We start from the raw sequence: 23,643 nt of genomic DNA, 5'->3' as shown, positions 1-23,643 counted from the left end.
GTCAGTACCGGATTTTCGGGTCGATCCATCCGTAGACGATATCGACGACAAGGTTGAACAGGATGGTCAGCGTGCCCAGCAGGATCGTGATCCCCATCATCACCGCGTAGTCGCGGTTGAGCGCGCTATCCACGAAGCTTTTGCCGATCCCACCGGTGGTGAAATACACGTCCACGATCACCGAGCCGGTGATCATCGAGACAAACGCCGGACCGAGATAGGAGATCACCGGCAGCAGCGCGGGTTTCAGCGCGTGGCGCATGATGATCTTGCGCTTCGGTAGACCCTTGGCGCGGGCGGTGCGGATGTGGTTCGAACTCAGCGTCTCAAGCATCGACGAGCGCGTGATCCGCGCGATCGACGCCATGTAAGAGGTCGAGAGCGCGATCACCGGCATGATCCAGAAGCGCGGATCGTCGAAGCTCCAGCCACCGCCGGGCAGCCAGTGCAGGCTTAGCGTGAAGATCAGCACGAGGATCGGCGCCATCACGAAGTTCGGCAGCACCTGCGCGCCGATGGAGATACCCACGGCGAGATAGTCGAGCCACGAGTTGCGCTTGATCGCCGCGGTCACGCCAAGGGTCACACCGACAAGAACCGCGGCGATGAAGCTGAGGAAGCCATATGTCAGCGTGACCGGGAAGCCCTGCGCGATGATGTCGTTCACCGAGCGGTCCTTATACGAGAACGAAGGCCCGAAATCGAAATGGGCGACCACGTTCCACAGATAGGTCGCGATCTGCTTCCATAGCGGCTGGTCGAGCCCGTATTTCGCGTTGAGATTGGCGAGCACCTCGGGAGGCACGGCACGTTCGGAGGTGAACGGCCCGCCGGGCGCCGTGTGCATCAGCAAGAAGCTCGCGATGATGAGCACCAGAAGCGTCGGGATCGCGATGGCGAGACGCTTGAGAATGTAGACGATCATAAGAGTGTCCCGAAATAAGTCGGGCGGGCCGATCGTGCGGCCCGCCCGTTATTGTTTCAGCCGGCTTACTTTGCGACCTTGTACATGTTCTTCGCGTACCAGTTCAGCTGGACGTTATCGAACGGGTAGCCTTTGATCTGCGGGTTCAGCAGCATCGGCAGCGAGTAGGCGTAGATCGGCGCAAGCGGCATGTCCTCGGCGAGGATTTTTTCCGCCTTGGTGTAGTCCTCTTGCGGATCGGCCGCCGTCTTCGAGTCCTTCATCAGCTTGTCGTAGTCGGCATTCGACCACTGACCCGAGTTCTGATCCGACCACGAGGTGTTCACGTCGAGATAGGTCGACGCCTCGTTGTAGTCGGCACACCATGCGGTACGCGCCACGTCGAAGTCATGCTGACCGTTGAGCTTGTCGAGATAGACCTTCCACTCGTAGTTCTCGAGGGTCGATTGCACGCCGATCTGCTTCCAGAACTGCTGCACCGCGATCGCGATTTTCTTGTGGTCGGCCGAGGTGTTGTACATGATCCGCAGGTTCAGCGGGTGATCGGGACCGTAGCCGGCTTCCTTCAAAAGCTCCTTGGCTTTGTCCATACGCTCCTGCTGCGTCATGTCGGCATAAGCGACGTCCGGTGCCTTGAAGTTCGCGGTCGCCCAGTGGGTCCAGGTATAGGCCGGTTTCTGGCCGCCCTTGAGGATCTTGTCGACGATGATGTCGCGGTTGATCGCATAGGACAGCGCCTTGCGGACCTTCACGTCCTTGAGCGCCTCGGGGCCGTTCGGGCCGACGTTGAAGCGGTAGGCATAGACACAGGAGCGCGGCGGAGCGTGGGCCGCATCCGGGTATTCCTTCTTCAGGCGCGGATATTGACCGGCCGGGGTCTGCACGAAGTCCAGCTCGCCCGCCTCGTAGCGCGTCAGCGCCTGGTCGTTATCCTGCATCGGGATGAACTTCAGATCGGTCAGCGTGACGTTCGCGGCGTCGTAATAGGCGTCGTTCTTCGTCAGCTCGATCGAGTTGCCGATCTTCCAGCTTTTCAGCTTGTAGGGACCGTTGACGACCATGTTCTCGGGCTTGGTCCAGTCGGAACCGTATTCCTCGACGACCTTCTGCGGCACCGGGAAAGTCGAGGACAGCACGAGCATCTGGCGGAAGTAGGGGATCGCGCTGTCGAGCGTCACCTGCAGCGTGTGGTCGTCGAGCGCCTTCACGCCCAGCTCGCTCGGCTTCTTGTCGCCCGCGATCACGTCATGGGCGTTCTTCACCTGCATCAGCTCGATATACCACGAGTATTGCGAGGCGGTCGCCGGATCGGCGAGACGACGCCATGCATAGACGAAGTCCTGCGCGGTGACGGGATCGCCGTTCGACCACTTCTCGTTACGCAGGTGGAAAGTGTAGGTCTTCTTGTCGTCGGACACCTCGTAGCTCGTCGCGAGCGCGGGCACGAGTTTACCGTGATCGTCCTGCTGGTAGAGACCTTCGAACATCTGCTGAAGAACGTCGTTGCCGTCCTTCGAGGTGCTCAGATCGGGATCGAGCGTCTTGAGATCGTCCTGCATCCAGTAGGTGAAGGTCTGGTCAGCGGCGAGCTTGGTGCCTTCGGGCACTTTGCTCGACTGAGCGAGAACGGGTGCGGCGCTGCCCAGCATAAGGGCAAAAGCGGAAATCGCGGCAATCGACTTCAAGGGATACCTCCAGTTTTCCGGGGTCCGGTCGCGCGCAACGCAGGGGTGAGCGCGGGGCCCCGATTTTTCGTTGATGGGGCATCAAGGGCAGGATCGTGGCGCGGCGCAAGTCTGACGTCACGGTGCTCACACCCATGTGAGAGCGCATTTCTCGGACCTCGGCGAAATCTTTCTGAAACTTGCGCGGAGCCCTTGAAATTTGCAACGAACGCCAAGCTTCGTTGCGCGAGCCGAGGCATGCTAACGACCCTTCCGCGTCGAATCTCTTCGCCCGCGATGGATCCGCTTGCGCGCCTCCTGACGTATGTATTTTGACACACCCGGAAGTTGCTATACGCGGTTTTGCCTTCGGTCGTGCTATTGACCCGCCCCGCCCCACCGCTAGCTAGGCTTGGCGTCACAGCCGCGACAGAACGGACCCTGAATGAACAAACCTGACAGTGCCTCTCCACTTTCGCCCGCACGCCGCTGGGCGGCTGCAGCCGTGCTGCTGCTGGCGAATTTCATGAACCTGATCGACATCACGATCGTCAATGTCGCCCTACCCTCGATGAAGAACGAGCTGGCGGCCCCGCCGAACCTGATCGAATGGATCGTCGCGGGCTACACCTTCTCTTTCGCGATCCTGCTGCTGCCGGCGGGACGGATGGGCGACCTCTTGGGGCGGCGCAAGCTGTTCGTGTCGGGCATCGCGCTATTCACTGCCGCCTCGCTGATCTGCGGCATCGCGCCGGGGATCGGGACGCTGGTCACCGCGCGCATCGTGCAGGGCGTGGGCGCTGCGATCATGACGCCGCAAACGCTGGCGCTGGTGCCGCGGCTGTTCCCGCCGGAGCAACGCGGCGCGGCCTTCGGCCTGTTCGCGCTGACCGCCGGGCTGGCCTCGGTCGCGGGGCCGATCGTGGGCGGGCTGCTCCTGACCGCTGACATCTACGGACTGGGCTGGCGGCCGATCTTCCTCGTGAACATTCCGCTGGGCATCGCGGCCTTCATCGCGGCGCTGATGCTGGTGCCCAAGGGCGAGGGCAATCGCAAGCTGGGCATCGACAAGGTGGGCATCGCGATCGCCGCCGTGGCAACGTTGGCGCTTCTGTTCCCGCTGGTAGAAGCACCGTCGATCGGCTGGCAGGGATGGATGTATCCGATGGTGATCGCCGCGCCGATCCTTGGCTGGGTCTTCATTCGCTGGCAGCGGCATCAGGAAGAACGCAACGCGCCCCAGCTTCTGCCGATGCGGCTGCTGCGCTCTGGCTCGTTCCTGTCGGGGAGCCTTCTGAACGCGGCGCTGTTCACCGCGGTGCCGAGCTATTTCTTCACCATGGCGCTTTATCTTCAGGCGGGCTACGGGCTCACGCCCCTGCAATCGGGGCTGACGACGACGCCCTTCCCGCTGGGCGTGCTGCTCGCCTCGGCCACGACCGGCTGGTTCGGGTCGCGCTGGGTCCGCTGGCGCGTGATGGGCGGCGGCATCCTCATCGCGACGGGCTTCGCAGGGCAACTCTGGGCGATCTGGACGATGGGCGACGCGATCAGCTGGTGGCGCATGGCACCTTGGTTCTTCTTTGGCGGCTTCGGCCTGGGCAACACCGTATCGCCGCTGTTTCAGGTCTCGCTGTCGGCGGCGGATAGCAACGACAGCGGCTCGGCCTCGGGCGCGGTGCAGGCGATCCGGCAGGTCGGCATCTCCTTCGGCATCGCGATCATGGGCGGGATCTTTTTCGGCATGCTGGGCGGCGCGGAACCGGGCGATCACGAGGCCTATCGCGGCGCGATGATGTCCGCGATCGGCTACGCAATGGTCATCGCGAGCGTGGTGATCCTCACACCGTGGTTCACGCCGATGAAGATCGAGCGCGCCAAAGACTGAGCGGGCAGCGCGCCCCTGCGTCGTCCCCTTCCTGCTTCGTACGCGATGACATGATCGTGCGCCACAACTGTCACGCGACACTCGCCCCGAGCGCCGCGCGCCCCATCTACCCAAACCAGAGGGGCCGTCCGAACCTGGCCCCCGAAAGATGCGAAAGGAGCGATCCATGCGTTACAGACCTCTTGGCCCCAGCGGCCTTCTCGTCTCGGAACTTTGCCTCGGCACGATGACCTTCGGCGGCTCGGAGGGCATGTGGGGCCAGATCGGCCAGCTACGTCAGGATGATGCCGACGGCCTCGTGAAAACTGCGGTGGACGCGGGCATCAACTTCATCGACACCGCGAATGTCTATGCGGGCGGCGAGAGCGAGCGCATCCTCGGCCAGAGCCTGCGCAATCTCGGCATCGCGCGCGACGAGGTGGTCATCGCGACCAAGGTGCTCGGTCCAATGGGCGAAGGCATCAACCAGCGCGGCGCCTCGCGCTATCACATCATGGAGCAGTGCAAGCAGAGCCTCGAGCGGCTGCAGCTCGACCATATCGACCTCTACCAGATCCACGGCTTCGACCCGATGACGCCGATCTCGGAGACGCTGGAGGCGCTGACCACGCTCGTGCAGCACGGCCATGTCCGCTATATCGGCCTGTCGAACTGGGCCGCGTGGCAGGTGATGAAAGCAGTGGGCATCGCCGAGGCGCGCAAGCTCGCCCCGATCCTGTCGCTGCAGGCCTATTACACGATCGCCGGGCGCGATCTGGAGCGCGAAGTGGTGCCGATGCTGCGCGACACGGGCATGGGCCTGATGGTCTGGAGCCCGCTGGCAGGCGGTCTGCTGTCTGGCAAATACGACCGCGACGGCAAGGGCTCCGACGGGCGTCGCGCCAATTTCGACTTCCCGCCGGTCGAGAAGGACCGCGCCCATGACGCGATCGACGCGATGCGCCCGATGGCCGAGAAGCGCGACGCGAGCGTGGCACAGATCGCGCTGGCATGGCTTCTGCATCAGGACGTCGTCACCAGCGTCATCGTCGGTGCGAAGCGCAAGGACCAGCTGACCGACAATATCGCCGCGACCGAGATCACGCTCGACGCGGAAGAGCAGGAAACCCTCGACAAGGTCAGCGCCCTGCCCGCCGAATATCCGGGCTGGATGCTGGAGCGTCAGGGCGGCTACCGCCAGCGCTGAACACGCAGCGAACCGATCGGCGCGCCCGGGCGGGTGTTGGCTTGGCCAACCCTGCCTTGGCGCGCCTTTTCATGTCTGCGACCGGAGCCGCAATCGGTGCGCGCTTACGTCGCGGCCTCAAATCGGTTCACTTTTTCATGGACCTCAAAAGACACAGAGCGCGTTGAGCGGGAAAGCACTTACCAAGGAGAGTTCCTTTGGCACATTCCCGCTCAGCATCACGGCCACGCAGCATCCTGATTGTTCTGGGGGCGTTGATCGGCGCCGCCATCGCGATCTGGAATTACGTCACCCCCCTGACCGGCGTGACCGGCACTTTCGGTGCAGGGCTGGTAATCGCCTCCTCCGTGCTGATCGCACTCGCAGGGATCGTGATTCAGATGACCGAACCCGGAGCGATCCGCACGATCCTGCGCGTCCTCGTCGCGCTCGGCCTGCTGGGCACCGCAGCGGCTGGCTATTTCCTCCATGAATGGTGGCTGATCGCGGCGATGGGTGTCGTGCTGATCGGCCTCATCTACGACATCGCCTCGAGCCGGGGCGCGCGTTCGAAAGGAGCCTACGCATGAACCGCAAGACCGTCTCGCTCGCCTTCGCCCTCGCCTTCTTTGCTGCCGCCGGGTACGCGCAGGACACGACCGCGACCGACAGCACCGCAACCGACAGCGGCACCGCGACCTCTACCGACAGCAGCTCGACCGATACCGGCACTTCGGCGACCACGGACGCAGCTACGACGTCCGACACTGGCACCGACACCAACTCCGATACTGGCAGCACCAGCGACACCGGTAGCCAGTCCGGCACCGATCAGCAGACCGACAATCCCGCGGCCAACGAGGCCACGCCGCCCGGCCCCGACGCCAATGCCGATCAGCCCAAGCCGGTCGCCGAGAGCGTGGCCCAACCGATGCTCGCCAGCGGCCCGCGTGAACGCAACGGCACGCCGCTGGTGCCCGAGCAGCCCGTCTGGAACAGCTTCCACGGCCAGCTTTCCGCCCAGAAATATTCGCCGCTGACCCAGATCAACCCGGACAATGTGGGCGATCTGGAGAAGGTCTGGCAAGTCCATACCGGCGACGTCTCGGATGGCTCGGGCGACAAGCCCGCGACGGTCTGGTCAGCCACGCCGATCTTCGCCAATGACACGCTCTATATCGGCACGCCCTTCTACCGCGTGCTGGCGCTCGACCCGGCCACGGGCGAGCAGAAATGGGCCTTCGACACGAAATCCAAGCTGGAGGCGCTGACCCAGCCAGCGCTGAAGAACCGTGGCGTCGCCTATTGGCAGGCCGAGAACCCGGTCGCGGGCAAGGTGTGCCAGAAGATCGTCTATATCGGCACGATGGATGCGCAGCTCTTCGCGCTCGACGCCGATACCGGCAAGCCCTGCACCGATTTCGGCGATAATGGCGTGCTGAACGTGGATAAGTGGAACACGGTCAATGACAGCTTCCCGCTTTCCGTGCTGCAGCCGCCGACGGTTGCGGGCAATCACCTGATCCTCGGCTGGGCCGGTCAGGACTGGGAGTCGGCCGAGGCTCCTCCGGGCGCGGTCTTCTCGGTCGATGCGCAGACCGGGGAGCTGCAATGGTCCTTCGAGACCCTGCCCGAGAACATCCGCCGCAAGACCGGCACCGCGAACGTCTGGACCGCGATGTCCGTCGATCCGGGCCTGAACATGGTCTATCTGCCGGTGGCCTCGCCCTCGCCGAACTACTGGGGCGGCAACCGGACCGAGCAGATCCCCTACGCCACCTCGACCACCGCGCTCGATCTCGACACCGGCAAGGTCGTCTGGTCGCGTCAGTGGGTGCACCACGACATCTGGGACTATGACATCAACTCCGCGCCGACGCTGATGGACATCACCGTCGACGGCAAGGAAATCCCCGCGCTGATGCAGGGCACGAAGATGGGCTTCCTGTTCGTCGTGAACCGCGAGACCGGCGAAGACGTCTGGCCGATCGAGGAACGTCCCGTCCCGCAAGGCGACGGCACGGTGAAAGGCGAGGTCTATGCCAAGACCCAGCCCTTCCCGACCAAACCCGCGCCGCTTCTCGACCAGTCGAAGAAGCCCGAGGTTTGGGGCATCGCCGATCTCGTCTCGGGTGGGGCGTGTTCCAAGCTGTTCGACAACCTCACCTATGAGGGGATGTATACCCCGCCGACCACCAAGGGCGAAGGCACGCTGGCCTATCCCGACAGTGCGGGCGGCGTGCAATGGGGCGGCGTGGCCTTCGATCCCGACGCGCAGATCGCGGTCGTGAACACGAGCCACATCGTTCAATACATCAAACTCTGGGAGCGCCAGGACTACGAGCAGAACGCCGGTGGTTCGGGCAACGAGAACGGCTTCTACCCGCAGAAGGGCGCGCCCTACGGCATGAGCTTGGGCAATGCGCTGAACTCGCTCGGGATGCCGTGCTGGAAGCCGCCGTTTGGCGAACTGGTCGCGATCGACATGCATACCGGCGACGTGAAATGGCGCAAGCCGCTCGGCAGCTCGCAGAAATACGGGTTCTTCATGCCCGAGAGCATGGGCTCGCCCACGATCGGCGGTCCGGCGGTGACCAAGTCGGGGCTGATCTTCATCGGCGCGACGATGGATGCCAAGGCGCGCGCCTATGACATCCAGACCGGTAAAGAGCTGTGGTCTTCGCAGCTCGAAGCTCCGGTCGTCGCGAACCCGGCGATCTACGAGTATAAAGGGCGCGAATACGTGGCCTTCATCTCGGGCGGCAACTCGATCCTGAAGCCCACCGTGGGCGATATGGTGGCCGTCTACGCGCTGCCGGAGAACTGATCGCGGCGCAAAACACATTGCGGGTGGCGTGGTACGACCCACGCCCCCGCCCCCTGACGCGCACAGCGTCCGCGAAGCCCTCACCGCAACGTGAGGGTTTTCTCGCAGGAACCGTTCCGCGCGCGCGGTGTTCCCCACTAAGCTGGTTTGAACGTCTGCTTCCCCAGACGGCTGCGCCAAACCTGAATTCCGGACAAGGGGGACCCCATGAAGGTTTCATTTCACGTCAATGGCGAGGCCCGCGCGCTTGACCTCGACCCGCGGGTGACGCTGCTCGACGCACTGCGCGACCATCTCCAACTCACCGGCTCGAAAAAGGGCTGCGATCATGGCCAATGCGGCGCCTGCACGGTGCTCGTCGACGGGCGGCGGGTGAACTCCTGCCTCAGCCTCGCGGTGATGCATGAAGGCTCCGAGATCACCACCATCGAAGGGCTCGGCACGCCCGAAAATCTCAACCCGCTGCAACAGGAATTCGTCTCCTGCGACGGCTACCAGTGCGGCTATTGCACACCGGGGCAGATCATGTCGGCAACCGGGATGCTGGCAGAAGCCGCCGAAGGTGCGCCCAGCCATGTCAGCGACAGCCTCACCGGAAAATCCGAACTGAGCGATGCCGAAATCGCCGAGCGGATGAGCGGCAATCTCTGCCGCTGTTCGGCCTATCCCTTCATCCGCGAGGCCATCTCGCGCGTGGCCGAGGCGGAGGAGAAGTAATGAGACCTTTCGACTATCTTCGCGCAAATACACTCGATGACGCGGCCTCCAAGGCGGGTGACGGCGCGCAGTTCATCGCGGGCGGGACCAACCTGCTGGACCTGATGAAACTGCAGGTGATGACCCCCGAGACGGTCATCGACATCAACAATATCGACGGGCTGGACAAGATCGAGCCGCATGAGGGCGGGCTGAAGATCGGGGCGCTGGTGCGCAACGCCGATCTCGCCGCCGATCCGCAGGTGCGCCGCGCCTATCCGGTTCTGTCGCGCGCGCTGCTGGCGGGCGCTTCGGGCCAGATCCGCAACAAGGCGACCACGGGCGGCAACCTGCTGCAACGCACGCGCTGCCCCTATTTCTACGACCCAGCAATGGCCTGCAACAAGCGCGACCCCGGTGCGGGCTGCGCCGCCAAGGGCGGTGTCAGCCGGATGCTCGCGATCCTGGGCACCTCGGCCGCCTGCAGTGCCGCGCACCCCTCCGATATGGCGGTGGCGATGCGCGCGCTCGATGCGCAGGTGGAAATCCGCGGCACCGATGGAGCAACCCGCACCGTGGCGATGGACGAGCTCTATCAACTGCCCGGCGAGACGCCCGAGATCGAGACGAGCCTGAAGCCGGGCGAGATCATCACCGCGGTGATCCTCCCTGCCCCGCAGCCGAACGCCACTCAGAGCTATCGCAAGATCCGCGACCGGGCGTCTTACGCCTTCGCGCTCGTCTCGGTCGCCGCCGTGGTCGAGATGGAGGGCGACGCGATCAAGCAGGCCTCGCTCGCGTTCGGTGGCATCGGGCCGCGCCCTTGGGCGGATGCGCAAGTCAATGCGATGCTCGAAGGCGAAACCCCGTCGGAGGAGCTGTTCGGCAAGGCCGCCGATACGCTTCTGGCCGAAGCGGTCACCGACGAGGGCAACGATTTCAAACGCGAAATGACCCGCCGCGCACTGATCGCGGTGATGCGCGAGGCGACGGGCATGGCCCCGGCCTCGACCGGAACGGACAAGGTGGAGGCGCTGGCATGAGCGACACGTTCACGATGGATGAAGCGCAGCCGCGGCTGCTCGACGAAACCAAACAGGGTCTGGTGGGCGCGCCGCTCGACCGCCCCGAGGGCAAGTTGAAAGTGACCGGCACCGCGACCTATGCGGCCGAATTCAAGCCTGAAGGCATGGTGCATGGCGTGATGCTGCGCGCCACGATCACGCGCGGCAAGGTCACCGGCTTTGATGAGACGGAGGCGAAGAAGCTCCCCGGTTATCTGGGCCTGTTCCACGGCCCGGAATTCGTGCGCAACCCGGCGCAGGGCATGGCAGGCGCCGCGCCGGTGCAGCCCGGCGACCGCGTCGATTATCACGGTCAGCCCATCGGGCTCGTGGTCGCGGAAAGTTTCGAGACCGCGCGCGACGCCGCCGCCCGGATTAAGATCAGCTACGAGCAGAACCCCGGCGCACCGGTCGATCCGGCAGGCGTTGAACTCGAGCTGAACGAGAAGCGCGAAAGCATCCAGGGCGATCTCGACGCCGCGATGGAGAAGGCCGCGCAATCGGTCGATCTCGAATATACAACCGCCGGTCACGTCGCTGCGGCGATGGAGCCACATGCGGGCATCGCCGAGTGGAAGGACGGTCGCCTCGTTCTACATGGCTCGCTGCAAATGGTCCGTTTCAACAAGGAGGAATTGGCCGATGCGGTTGGCATCGAGTCCGACAAGGTCCACATCCTCGCGCCCTATGTGGGCGGCGGGTTCGGCTCCAAGCTGGGCATTTCCTCCGAGCATGTCGCGGCGGCGCTTGCCGCGCGCGAACTCGACCGTCCGGTGCGTATCGTGCTGAGCCGTCAGACCGTCTTCGATGCCGTGCTGCGCCGGACCGAGACATGGCAGCGCCTGCGCCTTTCGGCGGACAAGGACGGCAAGCTGACCGGGATCGGGCACGAGGATCGCGTGTCCAATCTCGAAGAGGAAGCCTTCTCCGAACCGGTCAACGCCGCGAGCCGCTTCATGTATGGCGCGCCCAACCGGGTGATGCGTCAGCACATCTCGCGCAACCACCGCACGCCTACGGGCTCGGTCCGCGCGCCGGGCGAGGCGGTTGGCACCTTCGCGCTGGAAACCGCGATGGATGAGCTGGCCGAGAAGCTGGGTCTCTGCCCGGTGGAACTGCGCCTGCGCAACATTCCCGAAAAGCACCCCGACACCGGTCAGGCCTATTCGGCCCGCGCGCTGGAAGACAGCCTGCGCGAAGGCGCGAAACGCTTCGGCTGGGATCAGCGCCCGGAAACCGGAACGCGTCGCGAAGGCGAATGGCTGATCGGCATGGGCGTCGCGGCTGCGGGGCGGGCGAACTTCCTCGTGCCGTCGGCGGCGCGCGTCACGCTCAGCGCGGATGGCGCTCTGGTCGAGACCGACATGACGGATATCGGCACCGGCAGCTACGCGATCCTCGGTCAGATCGCGGGCGAGATGCTGGGCCTGCCGATCGACAAGGTCTCGGTCCATCTGGCCGATAGCGACCTTCCGGGGGCCTCCGGGTCGGGCGGCTCCTTCGGGGCGTCGTCGTCGGGCTCCTCGGTGTTCCTCGCCGCACGCAAGATCCGCGAGCAGCTTGCCGACAAGCTCGGCTGCAAGTTCGACGAGCTCAGCCTTGGCAATGGCGAGGTTTCGGGCGGCGGCAAGACCGCGAAACTGGTCGATCTGCTGAGCGATCCGATCAGCGCCGAGGGCAAAATCGAAGGCGGCAAAACCGCCAAGAGCCATTTCTCGGCAGGCTTCGGCGCGCATTTCGCCGAAGTCGCGGTGAACGAGGTCTCGGGCGAGGTGCGCGTGCGCCGGATGCTCGGCGTGCTCGGCATCGGGCGCGTGCTCAACGAGAAGACCGCGCGCAGTCAGGCCGTCGGCGGCATGGTCTGGGGCGTCGGCTCGGCTCTGCACGAGGAGCTTGGCCACGATCCGCGCACCGGCCATATCGTCACCCGCGATCTGGCGAATTACCACGTTCCGTCGCACGCGGATATCCCGCGCGAGATGGAGGTGGTGTTCCTGCCCGAGCGCGATGACGAGGCGAACCCGATCCAATCCAAAGGCGTGGGGGAGCTTGGCATTTCGGGCGCAGGGGCCGCGGTGATCAACGCGATCCACAATGCGACGGGCGTACGGCTGCGCCACTATCCGGCCACGCCCGACAAGGTACTCGAGGGGTTTGCCAATGGACGGTAGTCCGCTTCGCCAGCGTGCGCGCGCTGAAACTCGGTTGGGCATGGCGGAAATGCCTCTGCCCGCGCCGGGCCGGCTCGCCGCGCTGGCCATTCTGACACGGATCGAGGGGGCGGGGTATCGCCCCCTCGGTGCTGCGATGAGCCTTGACGATCGGGGCGAAATTCGCGGCCATCTCTCGGCAGGCTGTATCGATGCCGATATCGAACACCATCTGAACAAGGTCGCGCAGGACGGCTGTACGCGGCATCTGCGCTATGGCGAGGGCTCGCCTTTCATCGACCTCGTTCTGCCTTGTGGGGGGGCGCTCGACATCACGGTGATCCCTGCCCCGCCCGTCGCCGATCAGGAGCGCATGGCCGAAGCGATTGACGCTCGGATGCCGCTGTCGCTGCACCTCTCGGGCACGCAGGGCACCCTGACGCTCGAGCCGCAACCCGAGACCGATCTGAGCCTGCACCTCGTGCCCGAGCCGCGTTTCGTGATTTTCGGCACCGGGGTGGAGGCCGAGACCTTTGCGCAGCTCGCCGCGGGCGCGGGCTATCAGGCCGATCTCATCATGCCCGATCCAGTAAGTCTGCCCGGCGTGACGAGCCACAAATTCCGGCGCAGCAATCCGCTTGGGGACATCGCGCCCGACCCGCGCATGGCGGCGCTGCTGTTCTTCCATGATCACGACCGGGAAATCCCGATCCTCGCGCAACTTCTGGAAAGCGACGCCTTCTTCATCGGCGCTCAGGGCAGCCGTCGCACGGCGCGTCAGCGCGCAGTGGCGCTGCGTCGCAAGGGGCTGTCGGAGGCCGCGATTTCGCGGCTGCGCGGACCGGTCGGCCTGATCGAACAGGCGCGCGAGCCGCGGCTGTTGGCGGTCTCGGTGCTGGCCGAAGTGCTGCAACTCGCGCGGGTTTGACGCTTGGCGCGCAAGATCATGGGCGTGGTCCTGGCGGCGGGCGCGTCGCGGCGCTTCGGCGCGCGTGACAAGCTGTCCACGCGCTGCGGCGGCGAAGCCGCGCTTGTGCTGCGGTCCGCACGGAAGCTCCAAGGGCTTGGCCTCCATCGACGCGCCGCGATTACGCGCTCTCCCCGGCTGCCGAAAGAGCTAAGCGGCGCGGGGCTCGACCTTCTGTGCATCGGAGCGGGTCGCGCCCAGAGCGCGAGCCTGCACCGTGCGATCCGCGCTGCTCAAGCCAGTGGCGCGAGCCATCTGCTGATCGTGCTCGGCGACATGCCCGAGGTCTCACGCGCGCATCTGCGCCAGCTTCTCACGACACCCGGTCCCCACCCGGCGATGGCCACTTCGGACGGTCGCCTCGCGCCGCCAGCGCTGATCCCGCGCAGGCTGTTCGGCGCGGCTTTGCGGCTCACGGGCGACCGGGGCGCCGGGGCGTTGCTGCGCCGCGCCCCTGACCTGCGACGCGTTGCGCTACCGCCCGGCACGCTCCGCGATATCGACCGGCCTGAAGATCTTCGCAACGCCACAGAATAGGCGCGCGGAACGGGAACTGCGCCGATACGCCCGGCGTTTTCGCTCCATGAAAGACCTGCCCGATCTCGTCTATTATCCCGATGACCGCCCCGGCATCACGCGCAGGCGCTGCGGGCGCGGGTTTTCCTATATGGCCCCTGACGGGACGACCATCGCGCGCGGCACAGAGCGCAAACGGATCGAGGCACTGGCCGTGCCGCCCGCCTATGAAGATGTCTGGATTTGCCCGCGGCGGAACGGCCATCTGCAGGCGACGGGCCGCGACGCACGCGCGCGCAAGCAATACCGCTACCATCCCGACTGGACCGAGTTTCGGTCGCAGCGGAAGTTCAACCGGCTCGCGGAATTCGGCACCGTCCTGCCGCGTCTGCGCCGGTCGATCCTGAGCGATCTGCGTGGCCATGATCCAGGGGATCGGTCCTTCGCGCTGGCCGCAGTCCTCGCCCTGTTGGACCGCGCCGCGATCCGCGTCGGCAATGCCGATTACGCTCGCGAGAACCGCAGCTTCGGCGCGACCACGCTGCGCGGCGCGCATATGACGCTCGACGGCGGCACGCTGCGGCTGGCCTTCACCGGCAAGGGCGGCACGAAGATCGAAAGCGAGCTGCGCGACCGGACGTTGGAGCGCGCGCTGACGCAGCTCGACGATCTGCCCGGGGCAGAGCTGATCACCTGGATCGACGAGGATGGCGACCCCCATTCGGTGCGCTCGGACGAGGTGAACGCTTTCCTCGCCGACCGGACCGGGGCCGAGGGGCTGACCGCAAAGACCTTCCGCACGTGGAACGGATCGGCGGCAGCCTTGGAGGCCGCGCTGCGTCAGGCGGATGGCGGGCGGGTGACGATCAAGGCGATGGCAGAGGCCGCCTCTGAGCGACTGCACAACACACCCACGATCGCGCGCAACTCCTACATCCATCCGCAGGTGATCGCGCTGACCGAGGCGGAGCCGGAAGCGCTTGTCGCTCTTGCGCAGACCGCGCCCGCGGTCGACGGGCTGCGCAAGGCCGAGGCGCAACTGCTGCATCTTCTCGACGGCGGCACGCGCTGAGCGCGCCACTCACGACACATCACGTTTAAGCGCGAAATTGCGAGCGACGCGTGATCCGCATCGCCATATCTCCCGTATCCCCTGCACGATCCACCACCGGATCTGCCCACGATCCAACACAGGGAGAAAGAGAATGCTGAGAAGAACCTTCATGGCCGCAGTCCTCGCCGGTACCGCGCTCGTTTCCGCCCCCGCCTATGCCGACAATCATGGCGGAATGGATATCGTCGATACCGCCGTGAACGCAGGCAGCTTCGAGACGCTCGTGGCCGCCGTGCAGGCCGCCGGTCTGGTCGAGACGCTCAAGGGCGAAGGCCCCTTCACCGTCTTCGCCCCCACGGACGAGGCTTTCGCAGCCCTACCCGAAGGCACCGTCGACGACCTGCTCAAACCCGAGAACAAGGACAAGCTGACCTCGATCCTCACCTATCACGTCGTGCCCGGCAAAGTGATGTCCGGCGATCTGAGCGACGGGATGATGGCCAAGACGGTGCAGGGCTCGGAAGTCATGGTGAAAACCGACCCCGCCGTGATGGTCGATGAAGCCAGCGTGACCCAGGCCGATATCGAAGCCAGCAACGGCGTGATCCACGTGATCGACAAGGTGATCATGCCCGAGTGATGGGCTTATGTGAAAAGCCCCAGTGACGGGGAGGTCTGTCGGAAGGTCCCCCTCACGGCAGACCGCTCCCGGACCGTTCGCGCAGCTTCGGATGCGCGGGCGGTTTATTCTTTGAGGTGCCCACGGGGCCGCAGGTCGGGGTCGGTCAGGCGTAAGCGCTCAGAAGGGTGCCGCTCCCGCTCGGATCGCCACCGCCGGGTACGATCTCGCTTTGGCTCGGCAGGTCCTCCTCGTGAATGACCGGCGCATCGGTCATCCGCGACAGGTTCTGCGCGATCGCCTCGATTGCGCTGTGGCACGCGTGATCTCCATTGTGCTTGGGCACGAAAATCCGCGTCAGATTGTGCGCCTGCATGATGTAAGACAGCACATGCGCGATCGAACCATGCTCCTCGGGATCGGACAGCGCCCCATCTTCATAGGTCAGGAAAGACGCACAGATCGGCGTCGCGCCACAGGCACCGAGCCGGGCGATCAACTCGCCACGCCCGCCGCCTTCCTGAGACAGGCAAACGATATGGGCACGGTCGCCCTTGAGAGCTTCGATGAACGCCCCATGGCAATCGAGATCGCAATTTCCGGGGTGGAGCATCAGAACGAGCGCGCCCTCCTCCGACGCGGTCGGCTCCATATTTCGTGACATCATGGTCATATCAGACCTCCTCCTTTGAAATAGAGCGATGCGCGCCGGGGTCGAATTCCCGGCCCTCTTCGCCGCGGAGCCATTCGGCGGCGCGTCCGGTAATGCGCAAAGCGGGTGTGCAGGCGGCGAGCTGATCGAGGAAGCTGCGCGCCCAAGCACCGGTATCGGTCGCGTGGACGACTTCCATGCAGGCGGCGTGGCGCGCGCGGCGTTCCTCCAGCGGCATCGTCAGAGCGCGACGGATCGCCGTGGCGGTCTCGTCGACGTCATGCGGATTGACCAGCAGCGCCTCGGTCATGTCCTCGGCGGCGCCCGCGAAGCGCGACAGCACCAGCACGCCCGGATCCTCCGGGTCCTGCGCTGCGACATATTCCTTCGCCACGAGGTTCATCCCGTCGGCAAGCGGCGTCACCAGCGCGGCCCGTGCGCCGCGCAGCAGCCCCGCGATCTCGTCGCGCGGCACCGGGCGGTGCAGGAAACGGATCGGCGCCCAATGGACCTCGCCGAAGCGCCCGTTCACCTGACCCGCGATCTGCTGCAGATCGGCGGTGATCTCCTGATAGGCCCGGACGCTTTCGCGCGAGGGTGGCGCGATCTGCACCAGCGAAGCGCGCGGCCCCGTGTCGTAGGTCTCCAGATAGCGCTCAAACGCGCGAAAGCGTTGCGGCAAGCCCTTGGAGTAGTCGAGCCGGTCAACGCCGATGACATAGGCGTCTCCGAACAATTCGTGCGCGGGCGGCGGCGCGCAGTCCTGCGCCGCCCGGGCGAAGCTCTCAGCTGAAATGCCAATCGGGAAAGACCGGACGGACACCTCCTGCGCGCCGAATTTGATCGCGCCGTTGGGCAGCATTTCTGCCCTCGGATCGGCGCGGAACATCTCGAGGCATCGCGCCACGTCAGCCCGCGTCTGCAGGCCGACCAGATCGTAATGCGCCAGCCAGCGCGCGAAGGCGGGCGGGTCGGGCAACACATCGAGATCGGTGATGTTGGGGAAAGGAATATGCAGGAAGAAGCCGATGCGGTTGGTCACACCCAACCTGCGCAGCTCCTCCGCCAGCGGGAAGAAATGGTAGTCGTGAATCCAGATGTGATCCTCGGGCGAGATCACCTCGGCCATCTGCTCCGCGATCCGACGGTTCACGCGCAGGTAGCCCTCGTCGAAGCTGCGATTGATCTCGACCAGATCGGTGCGGTGATGCGCGATCGGCCAGAGCACGGAATTCGCGAATCCCAGGTAATAGGCCGCGCGGTCTTCCTCGGTCAGTCGGAAGGCGAGCTTGTCATATTGGGTGCCTCCCATATCGATAAGGGTGGGCTCTTCGGGGCCCGTCTCGGGATGCGCCCCGATCCAGATGCCGCCTTTCTCACGCAGCGCCTCATGCAGCGCCACCACGAGCCCGCCCGAGGGCGTAGCCTCGGAAGGGATGCGGTTGGACACGACGATGAGGCGGGCGGACATGATGAGAGAGACCTCCGAAATTGGGCGGCTGAATGGGTTTGTCCCTGTTGGGATGTTTCGCCCGAGCAACTCCTCCTTACGCATGGCAGTTCCTCTCTCTGAGGGCGAAAACAGCCTCTCAGCCGAAAAAAGTTCATATCTTTAACATAAGACAATCAACCGCCTCACCGAGATGCATTTTTTTACACATTTTCAAGCTCTTCCGCGATGTTTTGTGACATCTCTCCCAGCTCGCGCGCATACGGCGCCGGACACATGGCGGGTGACAATTTCTCCGCCGCGACGCGCTTTGGGCACGGAACCACGGCGCGCGCGACAGGTTGGCCTGTCACACGACACAAGCCGCGACGGAGAGCACCATGTCAGACCCCGGACCGCATCGCGCGGACCATGCGGACCCCAAGCCGGCCGGACTGGGCGCGAAGGCCTCGCGCGAGCGGATTGCCTTCTGGCTGCCGATCGCGATCTTCGCACTTCTGGTGCTGATCGCGCCCGATATCCTGCTGCTGGTCTTCGCGGGGCTTCTGGTCGCGGTCTTCCTGCGTATGGGCGGCAACGCCATCGCGCGCAGGCTGCACATCCGCGAAGGCTGGGGGCTCGCGCTCTATTCGATCATGTTGGTCTGCCTCGCGGTTCTGTTCTTTCTCTATGCGGCGCAGGGCCTGTCCGATCAGCTCGACCAGCTTACGACCGCCCTGCCCAAGGCGCTGAAACAGGTGCAGGACTTTATCGACTCGCATGGCTGGCTGCATTCGATCACGCGTTCGATCGACCTCGGCTCGATCGCCCCGTCGAGCAAGGGGGCCGCCACGACCGTGATGATGTCGATCGGCGTGATCGGGAACGCGATGCTGATCCTGTTCATCGGCGTCTATGGCGCGGTGGAGCCGCAATTGTACCGGCGCGGGATTGCAGCACTCTTCCCCGCCTCCAAGCGGGACTGGGTCGTCGCGAGCTTCGCGACCGGCTGGGCGGCGCTGTCGGGCTGGCTCTTTGCGCAGCTGATCTCGATGACGGTGATCGGTCTGCTGACCTTTGTCGGGCTGTGGCTGCTGAACGTGCCGCTGGCCGCAATCCTTGCGATCCTCGCAGGACTTCTGACCTTCATTCCGAATATCGGGCCGGTCCTGTCGGCGATCCCCGCCTTGGCGATGGGCCTGACGGTCAGCCCGATGACGATGCTTTGGGTCGTGGTCCTCTACCTCGCGGTACAGGCACTCGAGAGCAACCTGATCACGCCGCAGATTCAGGAAAAGGCGATGTCGCTGCCCCCGGCCCTCATCATCGCGTTCCAGCTTTTGATGGGGAGCTTCTTCGGTCTTCTCGGCCTTGCGCTGGCGACACCGCTGCTGGCCGTTCTGATGATGATGACACGGCGCCACTACCTGCCGCTGGTCAGGCCCGAGACCGCCTGACCGCACGCCCCTTTCCAACTTTCGGAGCCTCCCGTGACCATTTTCCTGATCTTCCTCGGCACCGCCATCGTTGCGATCTCACTTTGGGACATTCTGCTCTGCGCGCTTGGTGCGGGCCAGTCCGGGGCAATCTCGCTGGCCGTCGCGCGGTTCGGCTTCAAGCGCATCCGCAGTTTCGGGCAAACGCGGCTCGCGCATCGCATCTGCGGCCCGGTGACGATGGCATGGCTCGGCGGCGTCTGGATCATCATGGTCGCTTTCGGCTGGAGCCTGATCTTCTTCGCCGCGAGCCGATCTTTGGAGACGACCAAGGGCCTGCCCGCGGCGAGCTTCGGTGACAGCCTCTCTTATGCGGGGCATCTGCTCTCGACGCTGGGTGGCGGCTACGCGACGCCCGCAGGCACCGGCTGGTCGCTGATCTCGGTCATCACGGGGGTGACAGGGATGCTGGTGCTGACGCTCGCGGTAAGCTTCGTCTTCTCCACCACGCAGGCAGCAGCGCAGGGTCGTGCGGTCATGGCGCTGGCCGAGGTCTTCCCGGCCGGCTCCGACGAATTCACCGGGCAGTTCCTGCCGCAATTATCAAGCTACGTGGCGCAGGTGAAATCCATCCCCTTCGCGCTGTTCTATAGCACCGCGAGACCCGAGCGCCGCCTGCCGCGCGGCATCTATCGGCTCTGGCACGACGACCGACTCACCGAAGATCAGCGCCGCGCACTGCGGATCATTCTGCATGAATTTCCCGGGCTCGAAGGGGTCCCGCCCGAGCGGTTCGACGACACGCTCCAGCATTGGGCGAAGCGCCACGATCTGTGTCCACAGGACATGACGCGCCGCGCGTGATGCGATGCGCGCGGATGATGTGACTGCAGACCAGCCTTAGCCGAAGGGCGCGATCTCGAACCCGGCCCCGGTCAGATGGCCGCGCAGCGCGCGCGCCATCGCCAGCGCCTCTGCCCCGTCGCCATGCAGGCAGACCGTGTCGATCTTGCAGGGGATTTCCTTGCCCGACGCGGTCACGATCGCACCTTTGCGCAGCATCGTCTCGATCCGCGCGCCGACCTCTTCGGCGTCATGCAGCACCGCACCGGGTTTCGAGCGCGACACGAGCGAGGCGTCGTCCTCATAGGCGCGATCGGCGAAAATCTCGCCCGCCCAATTGGCCTGCAGATCGCGCGCGACCTGTTCCATCGCGGTTTGCGGCAGCACGACGAGGATGATGTCGGGCTGCACCTTCAGTGCCGCGGCATAGCAGGCGCGGGCGATCTCGGCATTCTCCGAGGCCATGTTCGACAGCGCCCCGTGCAGCTTGAAATGCCGCACCGCGCCGCCCGCCGCGCGGGCCATCGCCTGCGCCGCGCCCAGCTGATAGGTCACCAGATTGGTCAGTTCCTCGGCGCTGAGGTTAAGGCGACGGCGTCCGAAACCCTGCAGATCGGCAAAGCCCGGATGCGCACCTATACCGACGTCATTGGCCACCGCCGCGCGCATCGTCTGCGCCATCACATCCGGATCGCCCGCGTGGAACCCACAGGCGACATTGGCCGAGGAGATCACCTCCATCAGCGCGGCGTCGTTGCCCATGACCCACGGGCCGAAGCTCTCGCCGATATCGGCGTTCAGGTCGATCTTAGCCATTCTCTTCCTCCAACTCGCGCCCTGCCGTCACGCCGCTGATCAATTGGTAGCCTAGCAGGTCATGGATGTCGTGCGGATCGCGGATCAGCGGCCGCAGCTTGGCACGTTGCGCCTGCAGTTGCGTCTCCCAGCGCGGCGCCAGCGCGTCGGCCTCGTCCAACGTCACGGGCTTGAACCGCAGCTTCGTCCCCGGCGCGGCCTGGGCCACGCGCGGCAGATCGCAGGGCAGCACGGTGCCGATCCGAGGGTAGCCGCCGATGGTCTGGCATTCGGCGAGCAGCACATAGGGCGTGCCCGCGCCGGTCATCTGGATATCCCCCTCGAAGATCACGTCCGAGGCGAGCCCCTTGGCCTTGTCCGAGGTCAACGCAGGCGCGTCGCTGGTCAGCGCCACGCCCTGACGGTTGCCCTGCCGCGCGCGGGTGAATTCGGTCGTGGTGAGCCGCGCGAAGGTATCCTCGTCGAAGAGGCCCGTCTGCGGCCCCGGGATGATCCGCAGCGTGCCCCCCGAGAAACGGTCGTCCTGCGTGAGAACCATCGCGGGCGCATCAGGCTCGGGGTCGACGCCCAGCGGCAGGCGCACACCCGACTGCAGCGCCGAGCCGATCCCGGCGGCGAGATGCGCCGAGCGGCTGCCCAGCACTTCGGGCGTCTCGATCCCGCCCGCGAAGGTGAGATAGCCGAACATGCCCGTGCGCGCGGCACCGATCGACAGCACCTCGCCCGGTTCGACCTTGTGGCTCGCGCTCCAGCGCAGGGGGCGTCCGTCAAGCTCCGCCTGCATCGGCGCGCCGGTCAGTGCGATCCGCGTCGGGGCCGTGACCTCGAACCGCCCGCCGCTTACCGCCATTTCCAGCGCGGGCAGCGGGCTGCGCGATCCCAGAAGCGCCGCCGCCTCGACCAGCGCGAGCGGATCGACCGCGCCACCGCGCGAGATGCCTTGCGCCATGCGGCCGGGGCGGCCCATGTCTTGCACGCTCACGCTTGGCCCGAGGGCGCGCAATATCACCGATCCGCCGCTCATGACCGCACCTCGCAGCGCGCGCCGCCCATCGGATCGTCCGCTTTCAACAAGGCGTCCATCTCGGTGCCGGAGACCGGCGCGAGGCGAACCTCGTCGCCCGCAAGCAGCGGCACGGGGTCGGATTGTTCGGGGCGGAACACATCGAAGGCCGTCCGCGCGATCTGGTGCCAGCCGGTGGGCGAGGTATTCGCGAACAGCACGAGCTGGCGCACCGCCACGCAGAGCGCGCCTTTCGGAACGCGCGGGTTCAGCTCGGACCGGCGCGCGAGATTCCAATGGTCAGGCAGCAGGCCGAGATAGGGCTGACCGGGCGCGAAGCCGATGGCGAGGACGCTCAGCAGGGTCGCGGTAATTTCGTCGATGGCCGCTCGAGGGGAAAGACCCGCGAGCTTCGCCGCCTCTTCCAGATCGGGGCCGTGTTCACCGCCGAATGCGACAGGCAGGTGCCAGACGCGTTGCGCGGGATGCGGCGCCGCACTCCGCCAATCGGCCTCGGACAGCAGGGTCTCCAACCGCTGAGCCATCTCGGTCCGCGTCACGGCCTCCGGATCGAAGCGCAGCAGAACCGATACGAGGCTCGGGACGATCTCGCGCACCCCCGGCAAATCGCTTTCCGTCACGCGCTGATGAAAGCTCTGCGCTGCCGCTATCGCGGTGGGCTCGGCAACCAGCGCGAACCGCACGAGCAGCCCGTCCCCGCCAGCCGGCAAAATCTGCGGCCTATGCGCTTGGGCCGTTCCGGGCCGCAATGCTTCTTCGAGCATCATGTCAGGGCATCTCCACTGGCTCAGACCGCGATTTTGAAACTTATCGTTGACTTTGATCTCATTTTACTGACAATTTGTCAACGTTATGAAAAAGAGGCGGACACGAATTCCGCCGCGACCCGACAGGAGAGAGATATGATCAGATTTGCTGCAAGCTTCGCGGTTGCGCTGGGGCTGGGCACGGCCGTTCAGGCGCAGAGCTGGGACATGCCGACGCCTTACGGCGACACAACCTTCCACACCGTGAACATCCGCGATTTCGCCGAGGACGTGTCGAAAGCGACCGACGGCAAGCTGGAGATCAAGGTGCATTCGGCGGGCTCACTCTTCCCGCATTCCGAGATCAAGAACGCCGTGCGCTCGGGTCAGGTGCCGCTCGGGGAATTCTTCCTCTCGACGCTGTCGAACGAAGATCTGGCTTTCGGCGTCGACAGCCAGCCCTTCCTCGCCACCAGCTACGATCAGGCCGAGAAACTGTGGGAGGCGCAGAAGCCCGTCATCACCAAGCTTCTCGACAAGCAGGGCCTGATGCCGCTGTTCTCGGTGCCGTGGCCGGCACAGGGGCTTTATACCAATGGCGAGATCAAATCCGTGGACGACCTCGCGGGTCTGCGCTTCCGCGCCTATAACCCGGCGCTGGAAGAGTTTGCGACGCTCGCCAAGGCCGCGCCCGTGCAGGTCGAAGCGGTCGACATTCCGCAGGCCTTCTCGACCGGTCAGCTGCAGGCGATGATCACCTCGCCCTCGACCGGCGCGAATTCCAAGGCGTGGGACTTCGTCGACACCTACACCAAGATCGACGCCTGGCTGCCCAAGAACATCGTCGTGGTGAACAAGCGCGCCTTCGACCGTCTGAGCGAAGACGAGCAGACCGCGGTGATGGACGCCGCCGCCACCGCGCAGACCCGCGGCTGGGAGATGTCTGAGAAAGAGGCCGCCGAGAAGACCGCCGTGATGAAGGAAAACGGCATGGCGATCGTGGATCCCAGCCCCGAGCTTGAAGCCGGGCTGAAGAAGATCGGCGACGAGATGCTGGCCAACTGGAAAGAGAAAGCCAGCCCCGACGCACTTGAGGTGCTCAAGGCCTATCAGGGCAACTGAGCCCGCCCGATCCGGCCCTTCCGCGTCCCGCGCGGGAGGG

21 protein-coding genes are annotated in these 23,643 nt (G+C 65.2%); 14 read left to right on the top strand and 7 right to left on the bottom strand.

Going from position 1 to position 23,643, the window contains the following annotated elements:
* Position 1: 1 nt before the first annotated feature.
* Together oppB and BMI88_RS03140 are read right to left on the bottom strand one after the other, a co-directional pair.
* Complete coding sequence (gene oppB / locus BMI88_RS03145; protein WP_078519800.1) at positions 2–925, bottom strand: oligopeptide ABC transporter permease OppB; 924 nt, start codon at positions 923–925, stop codon at positions 2–4.
* A 65-nt stretch (positions 926–990) separates the two neighbouring features.
* Entirely contained in the window at positions 991–2,610 is a 1,620-nt protein-coding gene (locus BMI88_RS03140) for a peptide ABC transporter substrate-binding protein (protein ID WP_348638891.1), read from the bottom strand.
* 424 nt (positions 2,611–3,034) lie between these two features.
* Between BMI88_RS03140 and BMI88_RS03135 the strand changes: the two genes are divergently transcribed.
* From BMI88_RS03135 to BMI88_RS03085, 11 genes are all read left to right on the top strand, one after another.
* Positions 3,035–4,477 carry an MFS transporter gene (locus BMI88_RS03135; protein ID WP_078545998.1) on the top strand — a complete coding sequence of 481 codons (1,443 nt, stop codon included), beginning with the start codon at positions 3,035–3,037 and terminating at the stop codon, positions 4,475–4,477.
* Between the two features lie 166 nt (positions 4,478–4,643).
* On the top strand, positions 4,644–5,663 hold the full coding sequence (locus BMI88_RS03130) for an aldo/keto reductase (protein ID WP_078539853.1): 1,020 nt from the start codon (positions 4,644–4,646) through the stop codon (positions 5,661–5,663).
* A 197-nt stretch (positions 5,664–5,860) separates the two neighbouring features.
* Complete coding sequence (locus BMI88_RS03125) at positions 5,861–6,232, top strand: hypothetical protein (protein ID WP_143594974.1); 372 nt, start codon at positions 5,861–5,863, stop codon at positions 6,230–6,232.
* Positions 6,229–8,469, top strand: a complete 2,241-nt coding sequence (locus BMI88_RS03120; protein ID WP_078545994.1) for a pyrroloquinoline quinone-dependent dehydrogenase — start codon at positions 6,229–6,231, stop codon at positions 8,467–8,469. Before BMI88_RS03125 ends, BMI88_RS03120 begins: the two co-directional genes overlap by 4 nt.
* Positions 8,470–8,676: 207 nt before the next feature.
* A complete protein-coding gene (locus BMI88_RS03115; protein WP_078545991.1) occupies positions 8,677–9,186 on the top strand; it encodes a 2Fe-2S iron-sulfur cluster-binding protein in 510 nt (169 codons plus the stop codon).
* The gene (locus tag BMI88_RS03110; protein WP_078545989.1) at positions 9,186–10,208 is read left to right on the top strand and encodes a xanthine dehydrogenase family protein subunit M; all 1,023 of its coding nucleotides are present in this window, start codon (positions 9,186–9,188) and stop codon (positions 10,206–10,208) included. Before BMI88_RS03115 ends, BMI88_RS03110 begins: the two co-directional genes overlap by 1 nt.
* The gene (locus BMI88_RS03105) at positions 10,205–12,400 is read left to right on the top strand and encodes a xanthine dehydrogenase family protein molybdopterin-binding subunit (protein ID WP_078545975.1); all 2,196 of its coding nucleotides are present in this window, start codon (positions 10,205–10,207) and stop codon (positions 12,398–12,400) included. Before BMI88_RS03110 ends, BMI88_RS03105 begins: the two co-directional genes overlap by 4 nt.
* Before the next feature lie 40 nt (positions 12,401–12,440).
* The gene (locus BMI88_RS03100) at positions 12,441–13,307 is read left to right on the top strand and encodes an XdhC family protein (RefSeq protein WP_168173936.1); all 867 of its coding nucleotides are present in this window, start codon (positions 12,441–12,443) and stop codon (positions 13,305–13,307) included.
* 3 nt (positions 13,308–13,310) lie between these two features.
* The gene (locus tag BMI88_RS03095) at positions 13,311–13,883 is read left to right on the top strand and encodes a nucleotidyltransferase family protein (protein ID WP_146673458.1); all 573 of its coding nucleotides are present in this window, start codon (positions 13,311–13,313) and stop codon (positions 13,881–13,883) included.
* 46 nt (positions 13,884–13,929) lie between these two features.
* The gene (locus BMI88_RS03090; protein WP_078545969.1) at positions 13,930–14,934 is read left to right on the top strand and encodes a DNA topoisomerase IB; all 1,005 of its coding nucleotides are present in this window, start codon (positions 13,930–13,932) and stop codon (positions 14,932–14,934) included.
* Between the two features lie 133 nt (positions 14,935–15,067).
* Positions 15,068–15,556 (top strand): fasciclin domain-containing protein, encoded by a 489-nt coding sequence (locus tag BMI88_RS03085; protein WP_078545967.1) that lies wholly within the window; start codon positions 15,068–15,070, stop codon positions 15,554–15,556.
* Positions 15,557–15,701: 145 nt separating this feature from the next.
* On the opposite strand, the gene BMI88_RS03080 is transcribed toward BMI88_RS03085, so the two are convergent.
* Both BMI88_RS03080 and BMI88_RS03075 read right to left on the bottom strand, forming a co-directional pair.
* Entirely contained in the window at positions 15,702–16,208 is a 507-nt protein-coding gene (locus BMI88_RS03080; RefSeq protein ID WP_078545965.1) for a hypothetical protein, read from the bottom strand.
* Between the two features lies 1 nt (position 16,209).
* Positions 16,210–17,658, bottom strand: coding sequence for a trehalose-6-phosphate synthase (locus BMI88_RS03075; protein WP_078545963.1), 1,449 nt, complete (start codon positions 17,656–17,658; stop codon positions 16,210–16,212).
* A gap of 359 nt (positions 17,659–18,017) precedes the next feature.
* Here BMI88_RS03075 and BMI88_RS03070 point away from each other — a divergent pair, with 359 nt between their 5' ends.
* Together BMI88_RS03070 and BMI88_RS03065 are read left to right on the top strand one after the other, a co-directional pair.
* Positions 18,018–19,073, top strand: a complete 1,056-nt coding sequence (locus BMI88_RS03070) for an AI-2E family transporter (protein ID WP_078545961.1) — start codon at positions 18,018–18,020, stop codon at positions 19,071–19,073.
* A gap of 33 nt (positions 19,074–19,106) precedes the next feature.
* Positions 19,107–19,916, top strand: a complete 810-nt coding sequence (locus BMI88_RS03065) for a hypothetical protein (RefSeq protein ID WP_078545959.1) — start codon at positions 19,107–19,109, stop codon at positions 19,914–19,916.
* A 36-nt stretch (positions 19,917–19,952) separates the two neighbouring features.
* On the opposite strand, the gene BMI88_RS03060 is transcribed toward BMI88_RS03065, so the two are convergent.
* Genes BMI88_RS03060 through BMI88_RS03050 form a run of 3 tightly spaced genes read right to left on the bottom strand, consistent with a single transcriptional unit; the run spans position 19,953 to position 22,502 of the window.
* Positions 19,953–20,711: a 5-oxoprolinase subunit PxpA gene (locus tag BMI88_RS03060; RefSeq protein ID WP_078545957.1), complete on the bottom strand. Its 759-nt coding sequence runs from the start codon at positions 20,709–20,711 to the stop codon at positions 19,953–19,955.
* The gene (locus BMI88_RS03055) at positions 20,704–21,735 is read right to left on the bottom strand and encodes an urea amidolyase (RefSeq protein WP_078545955.1); all 1,032 of its coding nucleotides are present in this window, start codon (positions 21,733–21,735) and stop codon (positions 20,704–20,706) included. Before BMI88_RS03055 ends, BMI88_RS03060 begins: the two co-directional genes overlap by 8 nt.
* The gene (locus BMI88_RS03050; protein ID WP_146673457.1) at positions 21,732–22,502 is read right to left on the bottom strand and encodes an allophanate hydrolase subunit 1; all 771 of its coding nucleotides are present in this window, start codon (positions 22,500–22,502) and stop codon (positions 21,732–21,734) included. Before BMI88_RS03050 ends, BMI88_RS03055 begins: the two co-directional genes overlap by 4 nt.
* A gap of 135 nt (positions 22,503–22,637) precedes the next feature.
* Here BMI88_RS03050 and BMI88_RS03045 point away from each other — a divergent pair, with 135 nt between their 5' ends.
* The gene (locus tag BMI88_RS03045; protein WP_078545953.1) at positions 22,638–23,603 is read left to right on the top strand and encodes a TRAP transporter substrate-binding protein; all 966 of its coding nucleotides are present in this window, start codon (positions 22,638–22,640) and stop codon (positions 23,601–23,603) included.
* The last annotated feature ends 40 nt before the right edge of the window (positions 23,604–23,643 follow it).

The organism is Thioclava sp. F36-6 (genome assembly GCF_002020305.1).
GTDB classification, from domain to species: Bacteria; Pseudomonadota; Alphaproteobacteria; order Rhodobacterales; family Rhodobacteraceae; genus Thioclava; species Thioclava sediminum.
The sequence above is the reverse complement of the archived record's forward strand: the minus strand, read 5'-3'. Positions and strand labels throughout refer to the sequence as shown.